This window comes from Paenibacillus dauci (assembly GCF_000971985.1).
In the GTDB taxonomy this organism is placed as follows: Bacteria; Bacillota; Bacilli; order Paenibacillales; family Paenibacillaceae; genus Saccharibacillus; species Saccharibacillus dauci.
Genome location: NZ_KQ040800.1, coordinates 55790 through 81281 on the forward strand (window position 1 = coordinate 55790; position 25492 = coordinate 81281).

General features: G+C 46.8%; 20 protein-coding genes. 18 read left to right on the top strand and 2 right to left on the bottom strand.

The genetic code is table 11. The annotated features are described in order from the left end of the window. Positions 1-142: 142 nt before the first annotated feature. The 4 genes from WH46_RS05670 to WH46_RS05685 all read left to right on the top strand — a co-directional run bounded on the left by WH46_RS05670 (position 143) and on the right by WH46_RS05685 (position 3511). Positions 143-934 carry a ZIP family metal transporter gene (locus WH46_RS05670; protein WP_017814250.1) on the top strand — a complete coding sequence of 264 codons (792 nt, stop codon included), beginning with the start codon at positions 143-145 and terminating at the stop codon, positions 932-934. 325 nt (positions 935-1259) lie between these two features. Then, complete coding sequence (locus WH46_RS23275; RefSeq protein WP_052714131.1) at positions 1260-2123, top strand: SMI1/KNR4 family protein; 864 nt, start codon at positions 1260-1262, stop codon at positions 2121-2123. A gap of 158 nt (positions 2124-2281) precedes the next feature. Then, positions 2282-3055 (top strand): alpha/beta hydrolase, encoded by a 774-nt coding sequence (locus WH46_RS05680; RefSeq protein ID WP_046226052.1) that lies wholly within the window; start codon positions 2282-2284, stop codon positions 3053-3055. 138 nt (positions 3056-3193) lie between these two features. Next, positions 3194-3511, top strand: coding sequence for a thioredoxin family protein (locus tag WH46_RS05685; protein WP_046226053.1), 318 nt, complete (start codon positions 3194-3196; stop codon positions 3509-3511). Positions 3512-3632: 121 nt separating this feature from the next. On the opposite strand, the gene WH46_RS23280 is transcribed toward WH46_RS05685, so the two are convergent. After that, positions 3633-4088 (bottom strand): MarR family winged helix-turn-helix transcriptional regulator, encoded by a 456-nt coding sequence (locus WH46_RS23280; RefSeq protein ID WP_017814254.1) that lies wholly within the window; start codon positions 4086-4088, stop codon positions 3633-3635. Positions 4089-4469: 381 nt separating this feature from the next. Between WH46_RS23280 and def the strand changes: the two genes are divergently transcribed. The 14 genes from def to cyoD all read left to right on the top strand — a co-directional run bounded on the left by def (position 4470) and on the right by cyoD (position 24257). Then, positions 4470-5045: a peptide deformylase gene (gene def, locus WH46_RS05695; protein WP_231584300.1), complete on the top strand. Its 576-nt coding sequence runs from the start codon at positions 4470-4472 to the stop codon at positions 5043-5045. A 373-nt stretch (positions 5046-5418) separates the two neighbouring features. Beyond that, entirely contained in the window at positions 5419-7209 is a 1791-nt protein-coding gene (locus WH46_RS05700) for a cache domain-containing sensor histidine kinase (RefSeq protein WP_082208321.1), read from the top strand. A gap of 67 nt (positions 7210-7276) precedes the next feature. Beyond that, the gene (locus WH46_RS05705; protein ID WP_046226054.1) at positions 7277-8809 is read left to right on the top strand and encodes a response regulator transcription factor; all 1533 of its coding nucleotides are present in this window, start codon (positions 7277-7279) and stop codon (positions 8807-8809) included. Between the two features lie 298 nt (positions 8810-9107). Further along, entirely contained in the window at positions 9108-10088 is a 981-nt protein-coding gene (locus tag WH46_RS05710) for an ABC transporter permease (protein ID WP_046226055.1), read from the top strand. A gap of 70 nt (positions 10089-10158) precedes the next feature. Next, on the top strand, positions 10159-11061 hold the full coding sequence (locus WH46_RS05715; RefSeq protein ID WP_017814259.1) for a carbohydrate ABC transporter permease: 903 nt from the start codon (positions 10159-10161) through the stop codon (positions 11059-11061). Positions 11062-11253: 192 nt separating this feature from the next. Continuing rightward, complete coding sequence (locus WH46_RS05720) at positions 11254-12942, top strand: ABC transporter substrate-binding protein (protein WP_017814260.1); 1689 nt, start codon at positions 11254-11256, stop codon at positions 12940-12942. Between the two features lie 190 nt (positions 12943-13132). Continuing rightward, entirely contained in the window at positions 13133-14824 is a 1692-nt protein-coding gene (locus WH46_RS05725; protein WP_046226056.1) for an ABC transporter substrate-binding protein, read from the top strand. Positions 14825-14914: 90 nt separating this feature from the next. After that, on the top strand, positions 14915-17527 hold the full coding sequence (locus tag WH46_RS05730) for a glycoside hydrolase family 95 protein (RefSeq protein ID WP_046226057.1): 2613 nt from the start codon (positions 14915-14917) through the stop codon (positions 17525-17527). Positions 17528-18033: 506 nt separating this feature from the next. Then, complete coding sequence (locus WH46_RS05735) at positions 18034-19377, top strand: GH1 family beta-glucosidase (RefSeq protein WP_046226058.1); 1344 nt, start codon at positions 18034-18036, stop codon at positions 19375-19377. A gap of 271 nt (positions 19378-19648) precedes the next feature. Beyond that, complete coding sequence (locus WH46_RS05740; RefSeq protein WP_017814264.1) at positions 19649-19933, top strand: hypothetical protein; 285 nt, start codon at positions 19649-19651, stop codon at positions 19931-19933. A gap of 266 nt (positions 19934-20199) precedes the next feature. Next, positions 20200-21234 carry a cytochrome aa3 quinol oxidase subunit II gene (gene qoxA / locus WH46_RS05745; protein WP_017814265.1) on the top strand — a complete coding sequence of 345 codons (1035 nt, stop codon included), beginning with the start codon at positions 20200-20202 and terminating at the stop codon, positions 21232-21234. A gap of 92 nt (positions 21235-21326) precedes the next feature. Then, positions 21327-23303 carry a cbb3-type cytochrome c oxidase subunit I gene (locus tag WH46_RS05750; protein WP_017814266.1) on the top strand — a complete coding sequence of 659 codons (1977 nt, stop codon included), beginning with the start codon at positions 21327-21329 and terminating at the stop codon, positions 23301-23303. Further along, positions 23303-23914: a cytochrome o ubiquinol oxidase subunit III gene (cyoC, locus tag WH46_RS05755; protein WP_017814267.1), complete on the top strand. Its 612-nt coding sequence runs from the start codon at positions 23303-23305 to the stop codon at positions 23912-23914. The genes WH46_RS05750 and cyoC overlap by 1 nt, the downstream gene beginning before the upstream one ends. 1 nt (position 23915) lies before the next feature. Next, entirely contained in the window at positions 23916-24257 is a 342-nt protein-coding gene (gene cyoD / locus WH46_RS05760) for a cytochrome o ubiquinol oxidase subunit IV (RefSeq protein ID WP_017814268.1), read from the top strand. A 264-nt stretch (positions 24258-24521) separates the two neighbouring features. On the opposite strand, the gene galU is transcribed toward cyoD, so the two are convergent. Further along, a complete protein-coding gene (gene galU, locus WH46_RS05765) occupies positions 24522-25412 on the bottom strand; it encodes a UTP--glucose-1-phosphate uridylyltransferase GalU (RefSeq protein WP_046226059.1) in 891 nt (296 codons plus the stop codon). Between the last annotated feature and the right edge of the window lie 80 nt (positions 25413-25492).

Sequence of the window (25492 nt, forward strand, 5' to 3'; positions counted from 1 at the left end):
TATGTATGGGAGATGCTTTTTTTGTAATGTTCGTGCTGCGTCGGCAAAGAATATGTCCATAATAGAATAAAGGAATGTTCCTTTGACTATCATTTCTGGTTAATAAGGGACAGGTTAGTTGTTACATAAGGAGGCGAAAAATATGTGGAGTGCGTTAATGTGGGGAGCCATTGCCGGCTCGGCGGTGCTGCTCGGAGCATTGGTAGCAATGTATTTCAAAATTCCCAAAAAGATTATTGGCTGGATTATGGCATTCGGTACCGGTACGCTGATCGGGGCGGCTTCATTTGAACTGCTCGAAGATGCGATCGAGGATGGCGGACTGGTCGCTACAGCGATTGGATTTCTGGTCGGGGCTGTTGTCTACACCGTATTCGACTTGCTGATCTCTTCACGGGGCGGTGCGAATCGCAAACGTTCTTATTACAGCCGGGCTGAAGAAGGAGATGATCAGGATAGCAGCGGACAAGATGATTCTTCGAATGGCAAAAAAGGCAAATCCAAAGGCGGCAGCGGTCTCGGTATTTTTGCCGGTACAGTGATGGATGCTATTCCCGAATCCATTATGATTGGAGCCAGTCTGCTGACAGGGCAGGGAGTCAGTGCCGTGCTGGTCGTGTCTATTTTTGTAAGTAATATTCCAGAAGGACTGTCCAGTACCGTAGGGATGCAGCAGAGCAATTATTCCCGCGGCAAAATCTGGGGCATGTGGATCGCTGTATTGATCGTATCCTCGCTCGCTTCCATGCTGGGTTATCTGTTCCTGGAAATGCTGCCCAATGAGATCAAAGCAGGGATCGGCGCCTTTGCCGGCGGCGGCATTATCGCTATGCTGTGCTCTACGATGGCACCGGAAGCCTATGAAGAAGGTGGCCCGATGGTTGGCTTGATTGCTTCACTGGGGCTACTGACTGCGCTGGTACTGAGTATTTAATATTTGATTGTAGGGTAGAAAGTAAAATGATCACAGTAAATACATCAGCTGATTTCCCGATTGAGGAGTCGGCTGATGTATTTTTTTGGTAAGATTAGGGAAATAAAAAATGTTATTAGGAAGCATGCCATCCCGGAAGGGTATGTTTAATAAGAATGAGGTTCTATATATGGAACCAGTAAATAAAATATTCAAAAAATATTTGATATATTCATGCATAATAAGCACATCAATATTAAAATATTATAAATTGGTATTTTTGAAATAAGATTAAAGTTGTTTGCCTTTTTATAAATATTGAAGAGTTGAGGTGAATCATTTTTATATGGAGACTAATCTTATTATTGATGATGAAAATGAGTTAAGGATATTACATAATATGTTGATGGAAGCAAAATTCAGTATTAGTCCTGATGATGTAAGGGTCAGTGCCAGTCCCTTTAGTGCTAGTCTTGCTTGGCAAACATTGGAGAAATTAATATCAAAGCAAACTGAAAAAAATCCTGCCAAATCTCAAAGTTGGGCAATCTGGCTAGAAAAAAAGAAGTCATGGATATGGGAACGATCCTTATCTTATTTATTGAAGAATCCACCTTATCGCTGGGATGAAATAGATCAGGTGACAAAGATTAATTATATAAAATGGGCATTAAGTCCGTATCAGCCTACCGAAGAAGATATACATGAATTTATAAGAGAATATGAATTTTACTATAAGGAAATAAAACTGGGAAAAGAAATCTGGCTTAGGAAACTGGGCGCTACCAATCAAAATATGCTTGAACAATTAGAGCATAATCTACATGTTCGATTTTCAAATGATTATAGGGAGTTTTTGCTGAAATATAACGGAGGCACCCCTATTGTTCATTACTGCACTTTTAATGTGGATGAATTAAAAGAAGTTATACCTCTGAAAGCAATGTATGGGATTGGTTTGGTTGAACGTTATAACTTGGAATATAGAAATTCTTTTAGGAATGATATACCTAGAGGGTATTTTATTATTGGAGAAACAGCAGAAGGAGGAAAATTGCTTTTAGGAAAAGATCAAGAAAAACAGGGTGTTTATTACTGGAGTCATTTATATCAAGATGATCCAGATAGTGAAAAAGGGTTATACAAACTTGCAGATCGTTTTGATTCCTTTATGAATATGTGGAAAAAATTGACCAAGTCGCTAGGATGAATAATACTTCTGTTTAATTAAAGTAGGATAACATTTCATGAGTCTGCTATTGTCTATTGTATAACTGTCTTATCAAAGTCTATGTTGATTTATGTGTAATCGTTATTCGTATCTTACAACTTTCAGTTTATATCCATATATGCAAAAGGAGAGTCGTCATGAAAGGAACACTGTTTACCGAAAGACATGCCGGTCGTGAACTGTTGATTTATTTGCCTCCTTCCTATGATCAGGCGGCCTATCCGTTGCCGGTGGTCTATGTGCAGGATAGTGGCGATCTGTATGACCCTGTGCTGAATGCCAATCTGTATCATCTGGAGCTACGCTTTGCAGCCGGAACTTTACCTGAATGCATTCTGGTCGGCATTATGCCCCATGACCGGATTCATGAATATACGCCGTGGACGGCCCAGAAGCTATTGCCAGGACGAAGATATGATGATTTTGGTGGCAGAGCCAGCCAGTATCTGTATATGATCGTCCATGAGCTCAAGCCGTGGATCGATCGCAATTTCTATACTGACCCGCGCCCGGAAAGCACCGGCATCGTTGGCAAATCACTCGGCGGTCTGGTTGCCTTGTTCGCCGCCTATGTATATCCGGAGGTATTCGGCCGCATTGGTGCGATGTCGGCTTCCCTCTGGTACGAAGGATTCGTGGAGTTTATGGAAGAGCGCCAGCTGAATCCCCACCTGCGGATCTATATGGATATCGGCTCTCTGGAAGGCACAGCCAAGACCAATCGACAGCGAATGATGCAATCCCTTACCGATGAAGCAGCAGCCATTCTGGCGCGCAGTGAGCTGCCTCCTGAACAGCGACAATTTGTGAGGATTGAGGGAGAAGATCATAACGAAGAGGCTTTTCACCGCCGATTCCCGGAAATGATGGACTGGCTGTATGCCCGTCATAGCATCCGGCTGCTGCAATAGATACCTTGCCAAATTTAACTAAAAAGCAGATAATGAAGACAGAGAATTCTTTAAATTAAGATAGCTGGAAAGATCGCAGTCATTCATTGCTGCTGATTGGACAGTCAAATAAATCGATTTGGAAGGAGCGATTCTCTAATGGAAAGAATAGAATCCGCAGAGCAGTACCAGCAATTGATCGGTGAACAAGAATATACAGTTATCAAGTTCGATACGAACTGGTGCCCGGATTGCAGAACGTTGGATCGCTTTATGGGCGGGATCATTGAACAGAACCCGGACAAACGCTTCTATGCGATGGATGCAGAGAAATTCCAGGATCTGGCCGAGCAAAATGAAGTACGCGGTATCCCGAGTCTGCTTGTGTACCGTAATGGGGAGAAAGTCGCCCATTTGCACAGCAAATTTGCCAAAACACCAGCACAGGTATCCGAATACCTGGCCGAAGTTAAATAAATACCCGTATACCAGCAAAAAACCCGGTACAGGATGATCATCCTGCCGGGCTTTTTTTGTGGTAAGGTATATGTTAAGCAGCTAAAGTATATGTGAAATGTAAAATAACATCATTACATTATTATCTTTGCTTCGCAACCAGCTCTTTACGTTTGAGAATAAGATGCTCTACACTGCGCAGATGGAGCAGTAGCTCATCCGCGTCTTCGTCATTGAGTTCACGGATATTCTCGACCAGTTTGCTGGCCATGATACCAAAAATTTTATCCAAAGCTCTTCCGCCCTTGCGGGTGATGGAGATACTCACATAACGGCGATCTTGGTCGGAGCGGGTGCGTTCAATCAGTTCTTCTTGTTCCAGTTTGTCACAAATTTGAGTTACAGCACTTGTTGTCAGGCCGGTTGCCTTGACGATGTCAGTACCATATTGACTGCCGTTGTTCAGCAGAAAGTGTAGAATAAAGATCTCGGTCGTATTGGACTTCAGCTGACGCATCAATGTAGGTAGTTCCATGATCCGCGGCATACGGTCTACAAGTAATAAATAACTCTTAAGCATTTCACCAGACGTTTCCAATTGTTAAATCCTCCTCAATAATATAGGTAAAACTGTTAGTTAATTATCGATATGATGAAAAGTGTGAAAAATGATTAACTATCAGAATTCCATTATGTAACATCAGGTTGTCCAAAATAGAAAATGCAAAAATTCAAATAAGAAATGCAAGATTCTTAAAACTTCCTTAACAATATAGTAATTTGTTACCAGTATTACGTCAATGCAAATTCGACAGATTGAGACAAAAAACCGCTGTCATTGACGTAAATTTGAACTTTTTTTATAATTAAATATAAATATCGCCGATTTAGCTATCATTTTTTAAAATGTTGAACTATGCACAGTCTGTCATTGTCTTGGGCAGGCGAATTATATCAATTAAAAGGTGGCCCAATTCTATTGAACCATTCATCACTTCCCTTTGTAACCATGGACGAAATTGTACGTGAAGGTGATCCGATTCTTCGAGAGGTAACGGATCCGGTAACCCTTCCTTTATCCGAAGAGGAACGCACAAAAGTCAATCGCATGATGGAGTTCCTCAAAAAATCCCAGGACGAAAAAGCGGCTGAGCAATATGGACTGCGGGCGGGTATAGGTCTTTCTGCCAATCAGATTGGATGGAACAAACGCGTCTTTGTTGTGTATTTTACCGATGATCAGGACCGTCAGCTGGAATATATCTTCTGTAATCCCAAGCTGGTCAGTCATTCGGCTGCAATGATCTATCTGGAGAGCGGTGAAGGGTGTCTGTCTGTAGATCGTCCAGTGGACGGTTATGTACCAAGATATGAGAAAGTTACGGTGCAGGCATATACGCCGGACGGGCAACTGTTCAAGCTCAAGTTGAAAGGCTTTGCTGCTGTAGTATTCCAGCATGAGTATGATCATCTGAATGGTGTCATGTTCTATGATCATATTAATAAAAAAGATCCATTCCGTCTGCCTGATGCTGAATATATACGTCCGCTATAATCTTTATAGTATATCGGACAAATATTCATTTTCATGAATTATTTTCATAAAAAAATTCATACTTTCTTAAAACTTTTAAAATGGGGCAGATTGGTATGAAAGAGGAATTCGAACTGCAGCCATTTACCCAGATGGGGAATTCAACTATAGTTCGCAAGCCTGAAATGCTATTCTGCTATGCTCCTATAGACTACATGATGAGGAAAGACCGTCGATGAAAGACGGTCTTTTTCATCTGGTTGTGATATGATACATTATATTTCCGATTGATTGTAAGCGTTTTAATATGCCGTATATATAATAATTTGGAATAGTGACGTACAGTAATCAGCCAGTAATTATCTATATTGATCAGGCGGAGCGATGAGAAGATATGAAGAAAGTGCGTGGAACGATGCTGCAGCTGCTCATTGAGCGTATCAATAATATCAAGATCAAGAATAAGCTTATTTTTGCGTATATTTTTGTCGTAGTACTGCCCGTACTATGCATTGGCGGGCTCGTCGTAGATTATCTGCGCCAGGAAGCGCTCAATAATGCAATCGAACAGACCACGAATAATGTAGAGCGCATCAAAAATCAAATGACGACTATGCTGCGTATCCCCATTAATATCTCGAATGAACTATTATTCGATAGTCGGCTCAGTCAGGTCGTCAATACACGCTATGAGCGGGTGTATGATCTGGTAGAAGCTTACCATAATTATCAGGAATTTGATGAATATCTGCGCCTGTACTCCGAAATATCAGCGATACGTTTTTACACCAGCAACGACACGATCCAGAATAACCTTGAATTTATGAAAATTAATTCGGATACCCGCAGCAGTGAATGGTATCAAACAGCCATCAACAGTCGCAAGATCAACTGGTTCTATCGCAGTGATGACCAGATCAGCCCGATCAAAAAGCTCAGCCTTGTACGTGATATCAAATTCAGTGATTATACGACAAGCGGAGTTCTTGTTATCGAATTGAGCCAAGCGTATCTGAATTCACTGATTAGTGCAGAGCCATTTGAGACGATGATTCTGGATCAAGACGGTAATATTGTAGCAGCCAAGGATACGACGCTCATCGGCAAGCGTCTGGATGATCCCGTGATCGATATTGATATTGATCCTGCCGGCAAAGGCACCTATGAGCGGGAAGTTAACGGTCAGCAGTCCAATATTGTTGTTGATGAACTGATACCGGAGAGCAGTGCCAATGGACTCAGGATTGTATCCGTGTTCTCCAATAATACAATTGTACGGGATTCCAATATGATCATACTGATCGGAACCGGTGTACTGCTACTGATTCTGCTCAGTGGACTGCTGTTTCTGCAGTTGATCTCGCTGCTGATTACCCGGCGTCTGTCCGGACTCAGCCGTCAGATGAATAAGGTCGGTACCGGTGATCTGAGTGCGATGTCGCATATTTCCGGAATGGACGAGATCGGTCAGCTCTCCCGCAAGTTCAATGATATGATCGCCAGTATCCGTCAGCTGATGGATCAGGTGTATGAGACGAATGAGCGCAATACTCGACTGGAGATCAGCCAGCGGGAGATTAATTTCAAGATGCTGGCCAGTCAGATCAATCCGCACTTTCTGTTCAACGCGCTGGAGTCGATCCGGATGAAAGCCTACATGAATGGGGAAAAGGAGATCGCCTATATCGTTCGGCTGCTCGGCAAGCTGATCCGCAACAATCTGGAGATCGGCAACAAGCAGACAACGATTGAAGGCGAGATGGAGCTGATTCGCTCTTATCTGGAGATTCAGAAGTTCCGCTTTGGCGATCGGCTGAATTACGAATTGCTGCTTGATCCCCAGACATGCCGGACACCGATTCCTCCACTTATTATCCAGCCGCTGGTCGAGAATGCCATTATTCATGGTATGGAGAGCAAGGAAGGCGGCGGGCTCATCATTATCCGTACCCTCCAGATCGATCATGAAGTGATGGTCGATGTGATCGATAATGGAACCGGAATGAGCGAGAGCAGGCTGGAGCAGGTGCGGCAGTCGCTGCATAGTGAAGGTGAAGGGGAACGCATCGGTCTGCGTAATGTACATCAGCGTCTGACCCTTTCTTATGGAAGCGCCTATGGTCTGCATATCTCCAGTACGCCACATGTCGGCACACAGATTTCCTTTAAAATTCCAGCAGGATAACGATTCAGCAGCATCGCACCATTCATCAGACAGATGTTATACCATTCTTGGCAGGGGGAGGTACATTATGTTTAAAGTAATGATTGTGGATGATGAACCGGCAATACGCGAAGGATTGAAAACGATAGTGGATTGGGATGCGATCGGCTTTGAGGTCGCCGAGACAGCGGCCAATGGCCGGGAAGCACTGCAAAAGTATGAACGGATCCGTCCCGATCTGATGATTATGGATATCCGTATGCCTGGTATGAGTGGACTGGAAGTGATCGAACAGCTGCGTCAGGACAAGCTGCGTCAGGCTCATGTACTGATTTTGAGCGGATATGCGGATTTTGAATATGCACGCAGAGCACTCGGCTATGGAGTAGATGGGTATTTGCTGAAGCCGGTAGATGAGCAGGAGATGGAAGAAGAGCTGCGCCGGGTATACCGTACACTGGAGCAGGAGCGAAAGGTGAGTATACATCGGTCCGAGCCGGTACCGATTCATGAAGTGGTGGAACAGATGCTGCTGAGCAGCTCCGGCAAAGAGCAGCTCAAAGCAGAAACAAAACTGCAGTTGGACTGGAATATGTATCAGATTATTCTGGTAGAGCTGCGGGAAGGACCGGGCAAGCCTTCCGAAGGATTGGCACGTTCGTTCCGTCAGCTGTCAGATGGGTGGGCAGCAGATGCCAAAACCGTTATTTTCCGGGCGGGGAGTTATCTTGGGATACTGGCTGGACGTGAAGCGACGATCCAGAGTCTGCAGCAGCTGCGTGAACAATTGATTGCACTTGAACCGGAAGGCTGTCAGGTATATCTGGCTGCCGGTGAAGTTGTAGAAGACAAAAGTCTGATTCATGACAGTTATGAACAGGCCGAATCATTGATGGCGCAGCGCTTCTGGGCAGGGGAATCGGGTATTCTCGAACCGGAACCCGCACTCGCAGCACCAGGCGGGGAAGGGACAACGCCGCTGGCCGGAGAATGGGCAGATCGTCTGTATTATGCTGTCGATATACGCAGTATAGAGGCAGTAGGGCGTGTGCTTGAGGAGTTGATCGCTGCCTGCCGCAGTGCAGTGTTGTCCGAACAGGATACGAAGAGTCTCTGCTCGCATGTGCTATCGCTTGCGCTGAGTCGCCTGCCAGGAAGCATCGCTGGTTCGGGTCCGGCTGTACAGCAGTGTCTATCTTTGATTCCCCAGCTGTATGCCTTATCGACAGCCAGCCAGATTATCCGATTGGTGCTGCAGCATACGGGCGAACTGCTGGAATCCATGGATGGCGGCAGTCATGAATCGGTTATGAAGCAGATGACCGACTTTATCCGGCGCCACTATAGCGATAATCTGAAGCTGGAGATGCTGGCAGAGATCTTCAACTATAACAGTGCTTATCTGGGGAAAATGTTCAAAACCTACACCGGGGAATCATTCAATCATTTTCTCGATCAGGTTCGGCTGGATAACGCCAAGGAAATGCTGGCTCAAGGTATGAAGGTGCATAAAGTGGCTGCCCAGGTCGGTTATGCCAATGTAGATTATTTCCACAGTAAATTTAAAAAGTATACAGGGATATCGCCATCTGCTTATCGGGAACAGATGGGAGAAGGTTAAAGCAGGAGCATAAAGCTTCTGCTTTTTTATTGGATAGATTTGTATAATTAATCAGGTCGGTGTATAAAGTACAGGCCTTTTTTTAATGGATAAATGAGAATTCCTTCCTCCGTATTACCTTCATTTTTAGTGAATAAGGGGATGGAATTTCCGATGACTAATTTTTATATGAATTTATGTGCAATTTGTAAGGTATTAACAGTAAGCGCTTTCTTTTATAATCGATATGTATCCCACACAGACGCGGTATCAAGTTATCAAGGTCGATCAGGATCGATTATAGGAAGGCGGATGAGTTATGGAATCAACCACCAAGCAGGCCTCTTCCCGTAAAAGGGATCAGGCAGCCAGTCTGAATTCCCGTAAAACCGGGGGATTCTGGAAATTATTCAAGCAGCAGCGTTATTTGTATCTCATGTCGGTGCCTTTTGTAATCTGGGCGTTCATATTCAGCTACGTGCCTCTATGGGGATGGCTGATGGCATTTCAGGAATACAAGCCGGCCCGCTCGTTTTTCGATCAGAAATGGGTAGGGTTCGATCAGTTTATTACCCTGTTCCAGGATCAGCAGTTTTACCTGGCATTACGCAATACGCTGGCGATGAGTTTCCTCGGTCTGATCTTTGGATTTATTTTCCCGGTTATATTTGCCATCTTGCTCAATGAAGTTCGGGGCATGGTGTTCAAAAGAACCGTACAGACCGTCTCCTATCTGCCTCACTTTGTCTCCTGGGTCGTTGTAGCCGGTATCGTAACCAAGGCGCTCTCGACAGACGGCGGTATTATTAACGAACTGCTCGTCTCCCTTCATATTATAGACCAACCGATTCAATTTATGGCTCAAGGGCAGTGGTTCTGGGGAATTGTAACCGCTTCCGATGTATGGAAGGAAATGGGCTGGAGCACGATTATTTATCTGGCTGCCATCACGGGTATTGACCAGGAACAGTACGAAGCTTCCCGCGTGGATGGAGCGGGTCGATTCCGTCAGATGTGGCATATCACGCTGCCGGGGATGCGAACTACCATTATCGTACTGTTAATTATGTCGATCGGTCATCTGGTGAGTATCGGTTTTGAAAAGCAGTTCCTGCTCGGTAATAACCTCGTAACGGATTATTCACAGGTACTGGATCTGTACGCACTGAAATACGGTCTGGAAATGAACCGCTATTCCTATGGTACAGCGATCAGCATATTCAACTCTGTCATCAGTATTATCCTGCTGTTCACAGCGAACGGAATCTTTAAGAAGACTACCAAAGAAAGTATCATGTAACGCTGGAATAGTAGGAAAGACATATTATCATGCTGAGGTCCAATGCATAATCTGAAGGGAGAGAATAACAATGGCTGCAAATAAAGCTTTTAACGCCACACGGGGCGATAAAATATTCGATGTATGCAATACGATTATTATGGCACTGGTGCTGATCGTCACGCTGTATCCTTTTCTGAACGTACTCGCGATTTCACTGAATGAATCCTCGGATACAGTCCGGGGTGGTATTCACTTGATCCCCCGTGCCTTTACACTGGAAAATTATTCGGTAATCTTCCAGTATCAGGGGCTGCTGCAGGGAGCGCAGATCTCGATTCTTCGTACGATCGTTGGTACGATCTTCGGTCTGATCAGTGCCTCGATGCTGGCTTTTACCCTGAGCCGGGTAGACTTCCAGGCTCGTAAGTTTATCTCGACGTTCCTCGCACTGACCATGTATGTAACAGCGGGTCTGGTACCTACGTTCCTGCTGATTCGTGACCTGGGTATGATCAACTCGTTCTGGGTATATGTGCTGCCAGGTGTAGTAAGCGCATTTAACGTATTCATTATCCGTTCCTTTATCGATGGCCTGCCGTATGCACTGCAGGAATCGGCCAAGCTGGACGGTGCCAATGACTTTACCATTTATCTCAAGGTGATCCTGCCGCTGTGTAAGCCCGTACTGGCTACGATTGCACTGTTCCTCGCAGTGGGTCAGTGGAATTCATGGTTTGATACGTATCTGTATAATGCGAGTTCACCGCAGTGGACTACCCTGCAATATGAGCTGATGAAAGTTCTGCAGCAGAGTACCCAGCAGAGCGGAGCAGTCAATGCCAACGATATGGCCAAACAAATGGCAAGCATCTCTCCGGAATCGATCCGGATGGCGATTACGATCGTCGTTACCGTGCCAATCCTGGTCGTATATCCATTCCTGCAAAAGTATTTTGTCAGCGGTATGACACTGGGTGCAGTTAAAGCATAATCGCTCTCAACCCACACATAGGCTATCAGGCGACTCTTGCCGCCTCAGCATACAAGGCTTATGCCACAGCTTTCCGGCGGATGCTAATCAGCAAATGGAATTAGCGCCGCCGGACGATGGGGCAAGCCGGATTGTCCATAGGATGCATTATCTGTTTCATGCAGTATCCATTTCATAAAGGGGGCTATATGAATGCCTAGCAAATTATTCCGATATGCACTGGCTCCACTGGTCGTTATGTCGCTTGTTACAGCGACTGCCTGCGGCGGCTCGGATCCAACCGAGCAGGAGACTTCCGATCCGTCTACACCGATCACCATTTCTTTCTTTGGTTCCGATGCCAGCCCAACCTGGAACAATATGAAAGATGATGTAGGACAGGCGATCACTAAGGCAACCAATGTTACGATCAATGCCGAGTACGATGTCAGCGGTGGCGGCACACAGAAAATCGCCCTGATGACAGCATCCGGTGAATATCCGGACATGATTTTCCCGAAAGGCTCGATTACCAAGCTGGTAGAAGCCGGTGCACTGATCGATCTGACGGATCTGATTGATAAATACGGTCCGAATATCAAAAAAGTATATGGCGACGATCTGTCCCGTCTGAAATACAGCAAAGAAGATCCTTCTATCTATGTCATTCCAACCAATGCCGGTGTAGGCCAGACTACATTTGATGCGGGCGGCGGATTTGAAGTACAAAATGCAGTCATGAAGGAACTCGGCTATCCAAAAATCAAAACTGTCAAAGATTTTGAGAACGTTCTCAAAGAGTACAAAGAAAAGCATCCAACCATTAATGGTCAGCCGACGATCCCATTGTCGCTGAATGCAGATGACTGGAAAATTATGATTACGGTTACAAACCCGGCGTTTAATGCAACAGGCGCACCGGATGATGGTGAATTCTATATCAATCCGGAAACCTACGAAGCACAGCTGCACTACAAACGTCCGGAAGAGAAAGAATACTTCCGTTGGTTGAACCATATGTATAATGAAGGTCTGCTCGATCCAGAGACATTTACCCAAAAGAGTGATCAGTATATGTCCAAAATCGCCAGCGGCCGTGTACTGGGTCTGATCGACCAGGAATGGGATTATCAGCAGGCCGAGAACTCCCTGAAAACATCCGGCATGGCAGAGCGCACCTATGGTCATTATCCGGTACAGCTGGATGAGAAGACCAAAGACCGCTCGTTCCAGGATATCGGTGCACCGGTCGGATATGGTATTGGTATCACTACATCAGCCAAAGACCCGATCCGTATTATCAAATTTATGGACTGGATGGCATCCGACGAAGCTCAGGTACTGAACAACTGGGGCGTGGAAGGCAAACAGTATGAAGTCAAAGACGGCAAACGCGTAGTGCCTGCTGCTGTACAAGAGCGCAAAGTCAATGACAACACCAACTTTACCAAAGAATCCGGTATCGGCATGTACAACTTCTCCGTACGCTACGGTGATGGTGTCAAAGATCCGGGTGGCAACTATTACACTACCAACTTCCCTGAGCAGATTATAGCCGGATATACCGACCCGGAAAAAGAAACGCTCAAAGCATATGGTGCGAAAACATGGAAAGATCTGTTCCCGCAAAAAGACGAGTTCCCGGTTAAAGCATGGGGGGCAGCGTACAATCTGCCGGCTCCTGATGACCCGAACTACACTGTAAACTTCCAGAAATCCCAGGATATCGTCCGTAAACGTATCCCGGAAGCCATCCTCGCGAGTCCGGATCAATTTGATAAGATTTATGATCAGATGATTGCGGAAATCAGCACGGATGATATGAAGAAGATGGAAGCGGAATATACGCAGATGATCAAGGATACAGTCGAGCTATGGGGCGAAGCTCCAGCTGCAAAGTAAGTATCTTATGAAGTGAAGATCGGTCTATACGACAAGTACGACAAGTACGACGAGTAAAAAGAATTACTGGAGCTGATTGTACTATCGCTCCTGTATACTGAATAAAATGGGGACTCCGGTTGCTGGAGTCCCTTTTCCATGAAATACTGCGGTAAGAAACGCACCTACTACAAAGGAGGAATAAATAACGATGCCTGGCAAATGGCTTAAACGTACGCTTGTACCACTCGCTGTCCTCTCATTGGCAGCAGTAACAGCCTGTGGTGACAGCAGTGACCCAACCCAGATGGAAACCACCGATGTATCCCAGCCCATCACGATTTCGTTTTTTGGATCGGATCCCAATGCCACCTGGAACAATATGAAGGATGATGTGGGACAGGCGATTACCAAAGCAACCAATGTGACGGTTAATGCGGAGTATGATGTCAGCGGCGGCGGCACACAGAAAATTTCCCTGATGACCGCATCCGGTGAATATCCGGACATGATTTTCCCAAAAGGCTCGATTACCAAATTGGTCGATGCCGGGGCGCTGATTGATCTGACGGATCTGATTGATAAATACGGTCCCAACATCAAAAAAGTATATGGCGATGATCTGTCCCGTCTGCAGTACAGCAAGGAAGATCCATCCATCTACGTGATTCCGACCAATGCGGGAGTCGGACAGACTTCTTTTGATGCCGGGGGCGGATTTGAAATCCAGAACGAAGTCATGAAAGAAATGGGTTATCCCAAAATCAAAACCGTTAACGATTTTGAGAAAGTACTTAAAGCGTACAAAGAAAAGCACCCAACTATTAATGGTCAACCAACAATTCCTTTGTCACTGAATGCGGATGACTGGAAAATTATGATCACTGTAACCGACCCGGCAGTTAATGCTACAGGCGGTACACCTGACGGTGAATTCGATATTAATCCCAAAACATATGAAGCGCGTCTTCATTACAAGCGGCCGGAAGACAAGGAGTACTTCCGCTGGTTGAACCATATGTATAATGAGGGACTGCTTGACCCCGAGACCTTTACCCAGAAAAATGATCAGTATCTATCCAAAATCGCCAGTGGACGTGTACTCGGTCTGATCGATCAGGAATGGGATTACCAGCAGGCGGAGAATTCTCTAAAAACATCTGGTATGGCAGAGCGTACGTACGGTCACTATCCGCTGCAGATGACCGAATCGACCAAAGATCATTCGTTCCAGGATGCAGGTCCTCCGGTAGGTTATGGAATCGGAATTACGACTTCGGCCAAAGATCCGATTCGTATTATCAAATTCCTGGACTGGATGGCTTCGGATGAAGCACAAGTGCTCAATAATTGGGGCGTTGAAGGCAAGCATTATGAAATGAAGGATGGCAAACGCTCGATGCCGGCGGAGATTCAGGATCGCCGGGTGAATGACAATACCAACTTTACCAGAGAGTCCGGTATTGGCATGTACAACTTCTCGGTCCGTTATGGTGACGGGGTCAAAGACCCAAGCGGCAACTACTACACCACCAACTTCCCGGAGCAGATCGTAGCCGGTTACACCCAGCCGGAAAAAGATGCACTCAAAGCTTATGGGGCAACCACCTGGAAAGACCTGTTCCCGGCCAAGGAAGAATTCCCGGTCAAGGAGTGGGGCGCAGCATACAATCTGCCTGCTCCAAGTGATCCAAGCTACACGGTAGCTTTCCAGAAGTCACAGGATATTGTACGTAAACGTATTCCGGAAGCCATTCTGGCCAGCCCGGATCAGTTCGACAGCATCTATGATCAGATGATCGCCGAGCTGAGTACCGATGATATGAAGCAGATGGAAGCACAATACAGCCAGATGATCAAAGATACAGTCGAGTTGTGGAGCCAGCCGGTAGCTGCCAAGTAAGTCAAGCTGCCAGCCGATACACAAAGGGGGCTCCTGCAGAGGGGCCCCCTTTTATAATGTAGAAATAAATTTACGGAAAGGTGTGCTGGTATGAAAACATCGAGACAACACTCGCCATGGTCGCTATGGTATAACCGCCCGGCAAGTGTATGGGAAGAGGCGCTTTCTATAGGCAATGGACGACTGGGAGGCATGGTATTCGGCGGAGCTGCCAAAGACCGTATTCAGCTTAATGAGGATACATTGTGGTCAGGCAGACCGCAGCAGAGTGTGCCTGTCAGTGATCCCGGAGAGCTGGCTGCTGTGCGGAAGTTGCTTCTGGACGGTCAGCTGGATGAAGCGCAGGAAATGATCAACAGCCGGATGCTGGGCAAGGACGTAGAAGCCTATCAGCCGCTGGGTGATCTGGAGATTGAATACATCAGCCCGGAAGGCGAGCTGTCCGATTATTATCGTGAACTGGATATCAGGGAAGCGATAGCGCGTACATACTGGACAACGAATGGTCAATCGATGCAGCGCGAAGTGATAGTCAGCCGCCCGCACCAGGTTATGGCCTACCGGCTCAGCAGCACGGATGGTACACCGTTCAGTGCAGCAGTAAGGCTGAATAGTATCCAGCCGCATCAGCTCCACATCGAGCAGCAGGAATTGCAAATGCATGGATATGTGTATCCGGATATGGAAAGGTATGCAGTAGAGCCTGATGTAGAGTATAAGGTGGACAATCTTGAACTGGATCGTGGTCGGAATGATCCCGATCTAGAACATTATCGGGATGATCCCGATCTAAAACATCATCGGGATGATCCCGATTTAAAACATCATCGGGATGGACACAAGTCGTATCCGTATCGGGTGGAGGAAGAACATGGTATTCATTTTCAGGTTCATGCCCGTGTACAGCATTGGGGTGGGCGTATCGAGAGTCGCGACGGGCGGCTCTATGTAGAAGATACGACAGAGCTTATTGTTCTGCTGGCGGCAGTGACTGATTTTGACGGATATGATCGGGTGCCGGGAAGTGTGGGACGTCATTTGGATGAAGAATGTACCGAGCGTCTGCAGGAAGCGGCGGTATACAGCTGGGCAGAACTGACAGCCGCTCATCAGCAGGATCATCAGCAATTGTTTGACCGGGTGGAGCTGGAATTGTACTCGTCTCTGCCGGAACAGAAGGGAGCCGATACAGAAGCACCACGTCAGACTACCCAGCTGCCTACAGATGAACGGCTGGAGCAGTATCGTCAGGGAAATACAGACCCTCAACTGGAAGCTCTGTATTTCCATTATGGACGTTATCTGCTCATTGCCTGTTCGCGTCCGGGAGATCAGGCTGCCAATCTGCAAGGAATCTGGAACCCGCATGTACAGCCGCCCTGGAATAGTGACTATACGACCAATATTAATGTACAGATGAATTACTGGCCTGCTGAAGTGTGTGGTCTGGGTGAATGTCATCAGCCGATGTTCGATCTGATTGAGGAGCTGAGTCATACCGGGCGCCACGTGGCAGAGCAGCGCTATGGAGCCAGAGGCTGGACAGCACATCATAATACCGACCTGTGGAGATCGGCACTTCCGACAGGCGGTGACGCCAGCTGGGCGTTCTGGCCAATGGGTGGCGTATGGCTGTGTGCGCATCTGTGGGAACATTATGCCTTTTCCGGAGACATGGACTTTCTCCGTCAGACCGGCTATCCGGTGATGCGGGAAGCAGCCCGATTTGCGCTGGACTGGCTGGTAGAGGACAGACAGGGTTATCTTATCACCGTACCGTCCACTTCACCGGAAAATAAATTCAAAACCTCTTCCGGTCAGCCATGCAGCACATCCGCAGCCTCTACGATGGATATGACGCTGATTCGTGAACTGTTCACGCATTGTATCGAAGCTTCCGCGCTGCTGGGGATCGACGAGGAGCTGGCTGGGCAGCTGCAGGAAGCGGCGAATCGATTGTATCCTTTCCATATCGGACAGCACGGACAGCTGCAGGAATGGTATGAAGATTATGAAGAAAATGAACCGGGTCATCGGCATGTATCCCATCTGTACGGATTGTATCCGGGACAGGAAATCAACCGCTACGAGGCCCCGGAACTGGTAGAAGCCGCACGTATTTCGCTGGAACGGCGAATTGCTCATGGAGGCGGTCATACCGGCTGGAGCTGCGCCTGGCTGATCAATCTGTATGCCCGGTTGCTCGACGGGGAGCAGGCTTACCACTTTGTGCATACTCTTCTGGCACGCTCCACCTATCCGAATCTGTTCGATGCCCATCCACCTTTCCAGATCGATGGCAACTTTGGTGGAACCGCCGGTATCGCCGAGATGTTGCTGCAGAGTCACCTGAATGAGCTGCACCTGCTGCCCGCCCTGCCAAAAGCCTGGTCCGACGGCAAAGTAACCGGTCTGCGTGCAAGGGGCGGATACACCGTCGATCTGAACTGGCAGGAAGGTGAACTGGTATCCGTCACTATCGTATCGGATAACGATACGATATGCAGCATACTCTCTCCAACGGCATTAATGCTGCCAGAGCATAGCCCTGTCTCAGCTACTCTAAAGGAGAAAGCCGTATTTCCAATTCAAACCCAAACAACTTCAGCAAAACTGACGGAAGACAAGCATTCCGATGAACACCGACTGGAACTGCCCATGAAAGCAGGGCAACGCTATACACTGAAGGTACAAATATTATAAGACGGCAATGCCTATCAGCACAGTAATAACATCCGTTATCCCATAACCTTATTAAATGTACAAACCTGCAAAACCACTAACTTACAGATTCATAAACCTGTACATCAACAAAGCGATTACAAAACCACTAAAGACCTTGCAACAAGGATGCAAAAAGCCCACCAAGCTCCAAGCACAGAACGCAGGAAAGGAAATAAGAGCAACAACCGACATTTAAGCCTGGAGATCTTCGTTCCCTTTTCCAAGTAAAAGATCTCCAGGCTTAACCGGAGGGCGTACTCTTATTCCTTTCCGAAGTGGATGATGCCTATAGCAGCCAGACATTGCATCCAGTAAAGTCCTTGAATTTTCGTACCATGAAACATAAGTTACATCCTTTTAGAAGATTCATCCCTACACTATAATGTAAGCGAATGTAAACGCATACGAACAAATATCTTCACAGCATAGCCAAACAGATGAATGAAGCGACTTTCCATCCAACCACCATACAGGAGGCACAAAACATGACTATTTTCCAATTTCCCAAAGACTTTATGTGGGGTACAGCTACCGCAGCCTATCAAATCGAAGGTGCTTATCAGGAAGGCGGACGCGGTCTGTCGATCTGGGATACCTTTGCACATACGCCGGGCAAAGTATTTGACGGACATAACGGCAATATTGCCTGTGACAGCTATCACCGCTACGAGGAAGATATTCTGCTCATGAAAGAGCTTGGTATTCAGACGTACCGTTTCTCGGTAGCCTGGTCACGCATTATTCCGGATGGAGACGGCGAGGTCAATCAGGAAGGGATTGATTTCTATCACCGGTTCGTCGATTGTCTGCTGGATGCGGGTATCGTTCCTTTCTGTACGCTGTATCACTGGGATCTGCCGCAGACGCTACAGGATGATGGCGGCTGGGAGAATCGCCGTACTATCGATGCTTTTGTCAAATATGCAGAAGTAATGTTCCGCGAGTTCTCCGGCAAAATCAAATTCTGGCTTACCTTTAATGAGCCATGGTGTATCGCATTCCTGTCCAATCTGGAGGGCAAGCATGCACCGGGCAACCAGGATCTGCAGATCGCGCTGAATGTGGGTCACCATCTGCTGGTCGCTCATGGCCACTCGGTAAAATTGTTCCGGGATCTGCAGCTTGAAGGACAGATTGGTATTGCGCCGAATGTGGCATGGGCAGTGCCTTACAGCAAGAGTCCGGAAGATCGTGCAGCCTGCGACCGCAATATCGAAGTCTATGCCGACTGGTTCCTTGATCCGATCTACAAAGGCAGTTACCCGGATTCATTGTATGAATGGTTCGTGCAGGCAGGTGCCCAGCCACCGGTACAAGACGGAGATATGGAGATTATTGCCCAGCCGATTGACCTGCTCGGTATTAACTACTACCATCCATCGGTGAACCGTTATCATCCGGAAGCCGGCTACCTGCAGAGCGAAGAGGTAGATATGGGATTGACCAAAACCGATATTGGCTGGCCGATTGATGCTACCGGGCTGTATGATGTACTGCATTATCTACAAAAATACGGCAATGTCGATATTTATATTACCGAGAACGGTGCCTGTGTGAATGACGGCCCGGTAGACGGAGTTGTTAATGATACGCTGCGTATCCAGTATTTGCAGCAACATATCGCGCAGGTGCACCGGGTGATCAATGATGGTATTCAGCTCAAAGGGTATATGGCCTGGTCGCTGATGGATAACTTTGAATGGGCAGAAGGATACCGAATGCGCTTTGGATTGATTCATGTCGATTTCCGTACTCTCGAGCGTACACCCAAAGAAAGCTACTATTGGTACCAGAATGTAGTTCGCAACAATTGGATGGAGACACGCTGATGATGTAGATGTCTTTCTATCTCCTGATTGTTTTTTGAAAAAGCCGGTATTTCGCAGCTATAGGCACAGGCCTGTCTGCGAAATACCGGCTTTTTGCGTTCATTTAATACCAAGTTACCAAATATTTTAAGGGAAAAGCAGCTAAAGCGAATCAAACCCCTGCTTTTGTGGTAATAAGCTCTATATCATACTAACGTCATACAAACGCTACTATGAACAAACCAACCGGTAGACGGACCAGAATTACAATTATGAAAGGGGAGTGGAAGATATGGCTACCAAGAGCAAAGGGCATTCCAATTCGCCCCGCAATCATTCACCAAGACATAATACGTATGCTATGAGCAGAGCGCTAACCATCGTATCATGGGTGATCTGCGCAGTAGGTGTCTTTTTGATTATTTTCAATCTTCAACCGTTCAATGACAACAATATGGGATTGATGGGCGGAATTGGCTGTCTGGTGGCAGCAACGTTTATTTACTTTATTGGTAAATCCTTCGGTTCCATGCAGGCGCGAAGTGATGAAGGCAAGGACGGAATCAAAGAAGACTGATTGTCCTGCTTACAATTAAATAGTAGCTCCTTTGAGAATTTGTTCTTGAAGGGGCTTTTTTACGGAGTAAATATATGTTAATCTTTAAATAATGTGAAAACATTCACTTCCGCTTGCTAATAAATTGACAGATTTGTTAACAAGCTAAAAAAAAACGAAATTTACACGTCCTATGGATACGCAAAAAGCAGACTTAGTGTTAACATAGGAATGTGTGGTTTCAATATTATGAACGTCATAAGCGTTATGTGAGAAAGGGGATCAAGATGAGCAAAAAACCAGGTTCGCGCCTTATGAAATGGGTTGTTCTGATTGTGACCGTTCTGTCACTGGCCCTGACGGTTTGGGCGTTGTTTGCCGGTACAGGCAACTATTTCGTTCTTAACCCGAAAGGACCTATTGCAGAAGGACAGCGGGACTTAATCGTCATTTCTACGATTCTGACGGCAATCGTTATCGTGCCGACGACAATAATTGCTTTTATTATTGTATGGAGGTATCGTGACAAGCCAGGCAGAAAGGCCAAGTACGATCCGGATTTCAGCCACAACAATTTGCTTGAAACCATCTGGTGGGGCATTCCGATCGTTGTTATCTTTATACTGGCTGTCGTAACTGTTCGTTACACGTATGCCCTGGAACCTTCTGTGGCTCTCAAGTCCGAGAAGAAACCAGTCACAATTCAGGTTGTATCACTGGATTGGAAATGGGTGTTCTTTAACCCGGAAGAAAATATTGCCACTGTGAACTCCGTGACAATTCCGGAAGATACACCAATCCGTTTTGAACTGACAGCCGATGCGCCGATGAACTCCTTCTGGGTACCGCAGCTAGCCGGTCAGATTTACACAATGTCCGGTATGGCGATGACCCTGTACATGCAGGCTGATCATCCGGGAACCTATTTTGGTTCAGGAGCGAACTTTAGCGGTGAGCACTTTGCCGATATGAGATTTGATGTGAATGCTGTATCCGATGCCGATTATCGTGCATGGGTAGAGAAAATCAAATCCGAGTCCAAACCAATGACAATGGAAACTTACCAGTCACTGGCGATTCCAGGAACTGCTGAAAAGCAAAGCTTCTCCTCGTTCCCGGATAATTTGTTCCAACAACTCGTAACCAAATACCTGCCTGGCGGTCTGGCTGATACCAGCAACCGTGCGACTCACACGACTCCTCAGACGGAAATCAATGAGAAGGAAAGTGAACAAGGGCAGAGCGATATGGGTACAGACACCAAATCCAACAATGAGCATGACGGACTGGGTACAGACACTCAGGAAGGCTCAAACAACTAGGTTTGATCAGGTTCCGCTTGCAGATAGGCTGCTGATCGTGAAGCAGTGTACCGGTAAGCGGAGCGCATAAAGACAGTGAAAGGAGCTCCCCGATGCTCGAGAATATTAAACAGTTTGCATCAGAATTTTTTGTCACCGGTGACCCGCTGATTTACGGTGCAGACGTATCCATCGCATTGGTAACGATCGCGATCTTTGCGGGACTAACCTATTTCAAGAAATGGAAATGGTTATGGCGTAACTGGTTGACTACCGTCGATCACAAAAAAATCGGTATCATGTACATCCTTGCTGCGATCATCATGATGTTCCGTGGCGGTGTCGATGCTCTTATGATGCGGACACAGCTGGCGATTCCGAATTTCGAGTTTTTGCATCCCGAGCACTATAACCAGGTATTTACTACGCATGGCGTAGTTATGATCCTCTTTATGGCGATGCCATTTATGTTCGGTTTGTTCAACGTCGTTGTACCTCTTCAGATTGGTGCACGTGACGTCGCATTCCCTTATCTGAACTCACTCAGCTTCTGGCTGTTCTTCCTGGGTGCGATGCTGTTTAACCTGTCGTTCGTAATCGGTGGTTCACCGGATGCGGGCTGGCTGAGTTATCCGCCGCTCTCGGAACTTCAATTTAATCCAGGTCCTGGACAGAACTTCTATATCTGGGGTATTCAGATCTCCGGTATCGGTTCCCTGGCAACAGGTATCAACTTCCTGGTAACCATCATCAAAATGCGTGCACCAGGCATGACAATGATGAAAATGCCGATGTTCACATGGTCGGTATTTGCAACTTGTGTAATCATTATTTTTGCATTCCCAATTTTGACTGTTACACTGGCACTGCTGTTCCTTGACCGTTTTGCTGGAGGGCACTTCTTCACGCTCGATGGCGGCGGTAACCCGATGATGTATATCAACTTGATCTGGATGTGGGGTCACCCTGAAGTATACATTGTTATTCTGCCGGCGTTCGGTATTTTCTCCGAAGTCGTCAGCGTATTCTCCCGTAAAAAACTGTTTGGTTACACATCCATGGTATTCGCCATGATGATCATCGCCTTCGTATCCTTCTTCACCTGGGCTCACCATTTCTTCACAATGGGTTCCGGTGCAGACGTCAACGCATTCTTTGCGATTTCGACGATGCTGATTGCGATTCCGACAGGGGTTAAAATCTTTAACTGGCTGTTTACGATGTATCGCGGACGAATTCGCTTCGATCTGCCGATGCTGTGGACCGTTGCCTTTATCCCGGCCTTTATCGTCGGTGGTATGACAGGGGTTCTGCTGGCGGTTGCGCCTGCTGACTTCCAGTATCACAACAGTTACTTCCTGATTGCTCACTTCCACCAGGTTCTGATCGGTGGTGTCGTATTTGGTTACTTCGCTGGTATGTACTACTGGTGGCCAAAAATGTTCGGCTTCAAGCTGAACGAGACGCTGGGCAGATGGTCCTTCTGGTTCTGGAACATCGGTTTCTACGTATGTTTCATGCCTCAATACCTGCTCGGTCTGATGGGTATGACTCGTCGTGTAAGTACGTTTGACTGGGATACAGGCTGGGGACCACTGAACGTGGTATCTACAGTCGGTGCATACCTGATGGGTATCGCATTTATCTTCCAGGCAATCCAGATTGCCTACAGCTTCAAGTATCGCGAAAAAGATACAACAGGCGATATCTGGGATGCTCATACGCTGGAATGGACAATTCCTTCCCCGGCGCCAGAGTATAACTTTGCAATTACACCTGTAGTGGACAGCAGAGATCCGCTGTGGGTTGAGAAGCAGCGTCGTGCTGCCGGCAAGCTTCCGAAGAAAGATGCGAAGCCGAAATACGAACCAATTCACATGCCTAGTAACTCGGGTATACCGATTGTATTTTCTACTTTCTTCTTCATCGCTGGTTTCGGATTTACGTTCCACTGGGTATGGATGGCAGTCCTGGGTCTTGCAGGCGTCCTGGCATGTCTGGTTGCGCGTTCCATGAACGATGATGAAGGCTTCTACATCCCTGCTGAAGAAGTAGAAAAGACTGAGGCTTCATTAAGGGGGACACTTTAATGGCACAAGCCGTATCACAGAATGATCATGGTCATCACGATCATGGACATCATGATCCGCAAGAGCTAAAAATGCTTGGCTTCTGGATCTTCCTGATCACAGACGTTATTCTGTTCGGTACGCTGTTTGCTACGTATGTGGTGCTTCACCACAACACGGCAGGCGGACCGAGCGGTGCTGATATTTTCGAAATGCCTGGCGTTATCGCTGAGACATTCATCCTCTTGACGAGTAGTTTCACAAGTGGTCTGGCTGTTCTGGCAATGAACAAAGGTAAAGTAAAACAATTGATCGGTTGGCTCGTTGTAACATGGATTCTGGGTGCTGCCTTTATCTACCTCGAAGTAGATGAGTTTGCCAAACTGATCCATGAAGGTCATGGCTTCTCCGGAAGTGCATTCCTGAGCTCCTTCTTTACACTGGTAGGAACGCACGGACTTCACGTTTCTATGGGTCTTGGCTGGATGCTGCTGTTGATTATCCAACTGTCCCGTCGTGGTATTAACGATGTAACACGCGGCAAAATCAACGTAATCAGCTTGTACTGGCACTTTTTGGACGCAGTATGGATCTTCCTGCTGTCGGTCGTATATCTGATGGGGGTGATGTAACATGGCGAATCATTCCAACCATTCACACGGACATGACGAAGCTCATGCGCATGGCTCACTGAAGTCTTATATCATCGGCTTCATCCTGTCGATTATACTGACCATTATTCCACTGGTTGTCGTTATGAATCATATGATGGATCCGATTCCTACGATCTTTGTCATTATGATTACAGCGATTCTGCAGTTCGTCGTACAGCTGTTCTTCTTCATGCACGTACGCGAGCGTCAGGGTAACCAACCGCGCTGGAACGTTATGGCTCTGATCTTCGGTCTGGCTATCGTACTGGTAGTCGTATCCGGTTCGATCTGGATCATGACTTACAACGGCGTAGGTTACTAATTCGAGTGATCCTGTTTGATAGCTTAAGCGGTTATGGAACAGGTATAGAAATACAATAAAAGCTCTTCTGCAAGTTGGCTTTCCCTTTCGAGAGAAGGGAGGCTGATACTGCAGAAGAGCTTTTTTGTTGTGTCTGGATGGTCTGGAATCCGAAGTGTACTCTATAAGACTAAATCATTTTCCAACAAGTTAAGAGCAGTTGACCCCATCTCGGCTTAATAAGCTATAAGAAGGATAAGCCTGGTACATTGTGATCGAGCTTGTTCAGGACAGAACGCTGTTCATATAAGCAGGTTGATACTTATCTTGTAAATACTTCTCGATCTCATCACGCAGTTCGGGGCGATTCAGGGCGAATTCCAGTGTCGCTTTGACATAGCCCAGTGGATCGCCAATATCATAGCGGCTACCTTGAATCTCCAGTGCGGCGAGGTGGGGCAGACGGGAGATTGCATCAGTCAGCTGGATTTCGCCACCTTTGCCCGGTGCAGTATTTTCCAAAATATCAAAAATCTCAGGTGGCAGTACATAACGGCCGATAACCGCCAGATCAGAGGGAGCATCTTCTACATTCGGCTTCTCCACAATATCGCTGACCGGGATAATTGAATACGGTGTACTGGATACAGCAGCTGGAGCAACAATACCGTATTTATGGGTATGCTCATACGGTACATGCTGCACGCCGACGATAGCCGTCGAAGGGTACACATTCTGTTTAAGCAGCTGCTGGAGTCCCGGCTCTTCATGTACAATCAAATCATCGCCCAGTAGTACAGCAAAAGGCTCATTACCGACAAACTGGCGTGCACACAGAATCGCATGACCCAGTCCAAGCGGTTTTTTCTGACGGATGTAATGGATATCTGCCATTTCGGAAATACGGTTGACCTGCTCCAGCAGAGCCGTTTTGCCTTTGGAAGCCAGATCCAGCTCTAATTCAATCGAATGGTCAAAGTGGTCTTCAATCGAGCGCTTGCCGCGTCCGGTGACGATTAATATAGATTCAATGCCGCTGGCGACAGCTTCTTCGATAATGTACTGAATAGCCGGTTTGTCGACGATGGGAAGCATCTCTTTGGGTTGTGCCTTGGTAGCAGGCAGCAGTCGTGTACCGAGACCGGCTGCAGGAATAATCGCTTTGCGTACTTTCATAATAAATGCCTCCTTGGTTGTAATCCTCGTAATCCATGTATAAAAAGGGACAGCGTAGAAGATCTGCCGCTGTCCGCGTG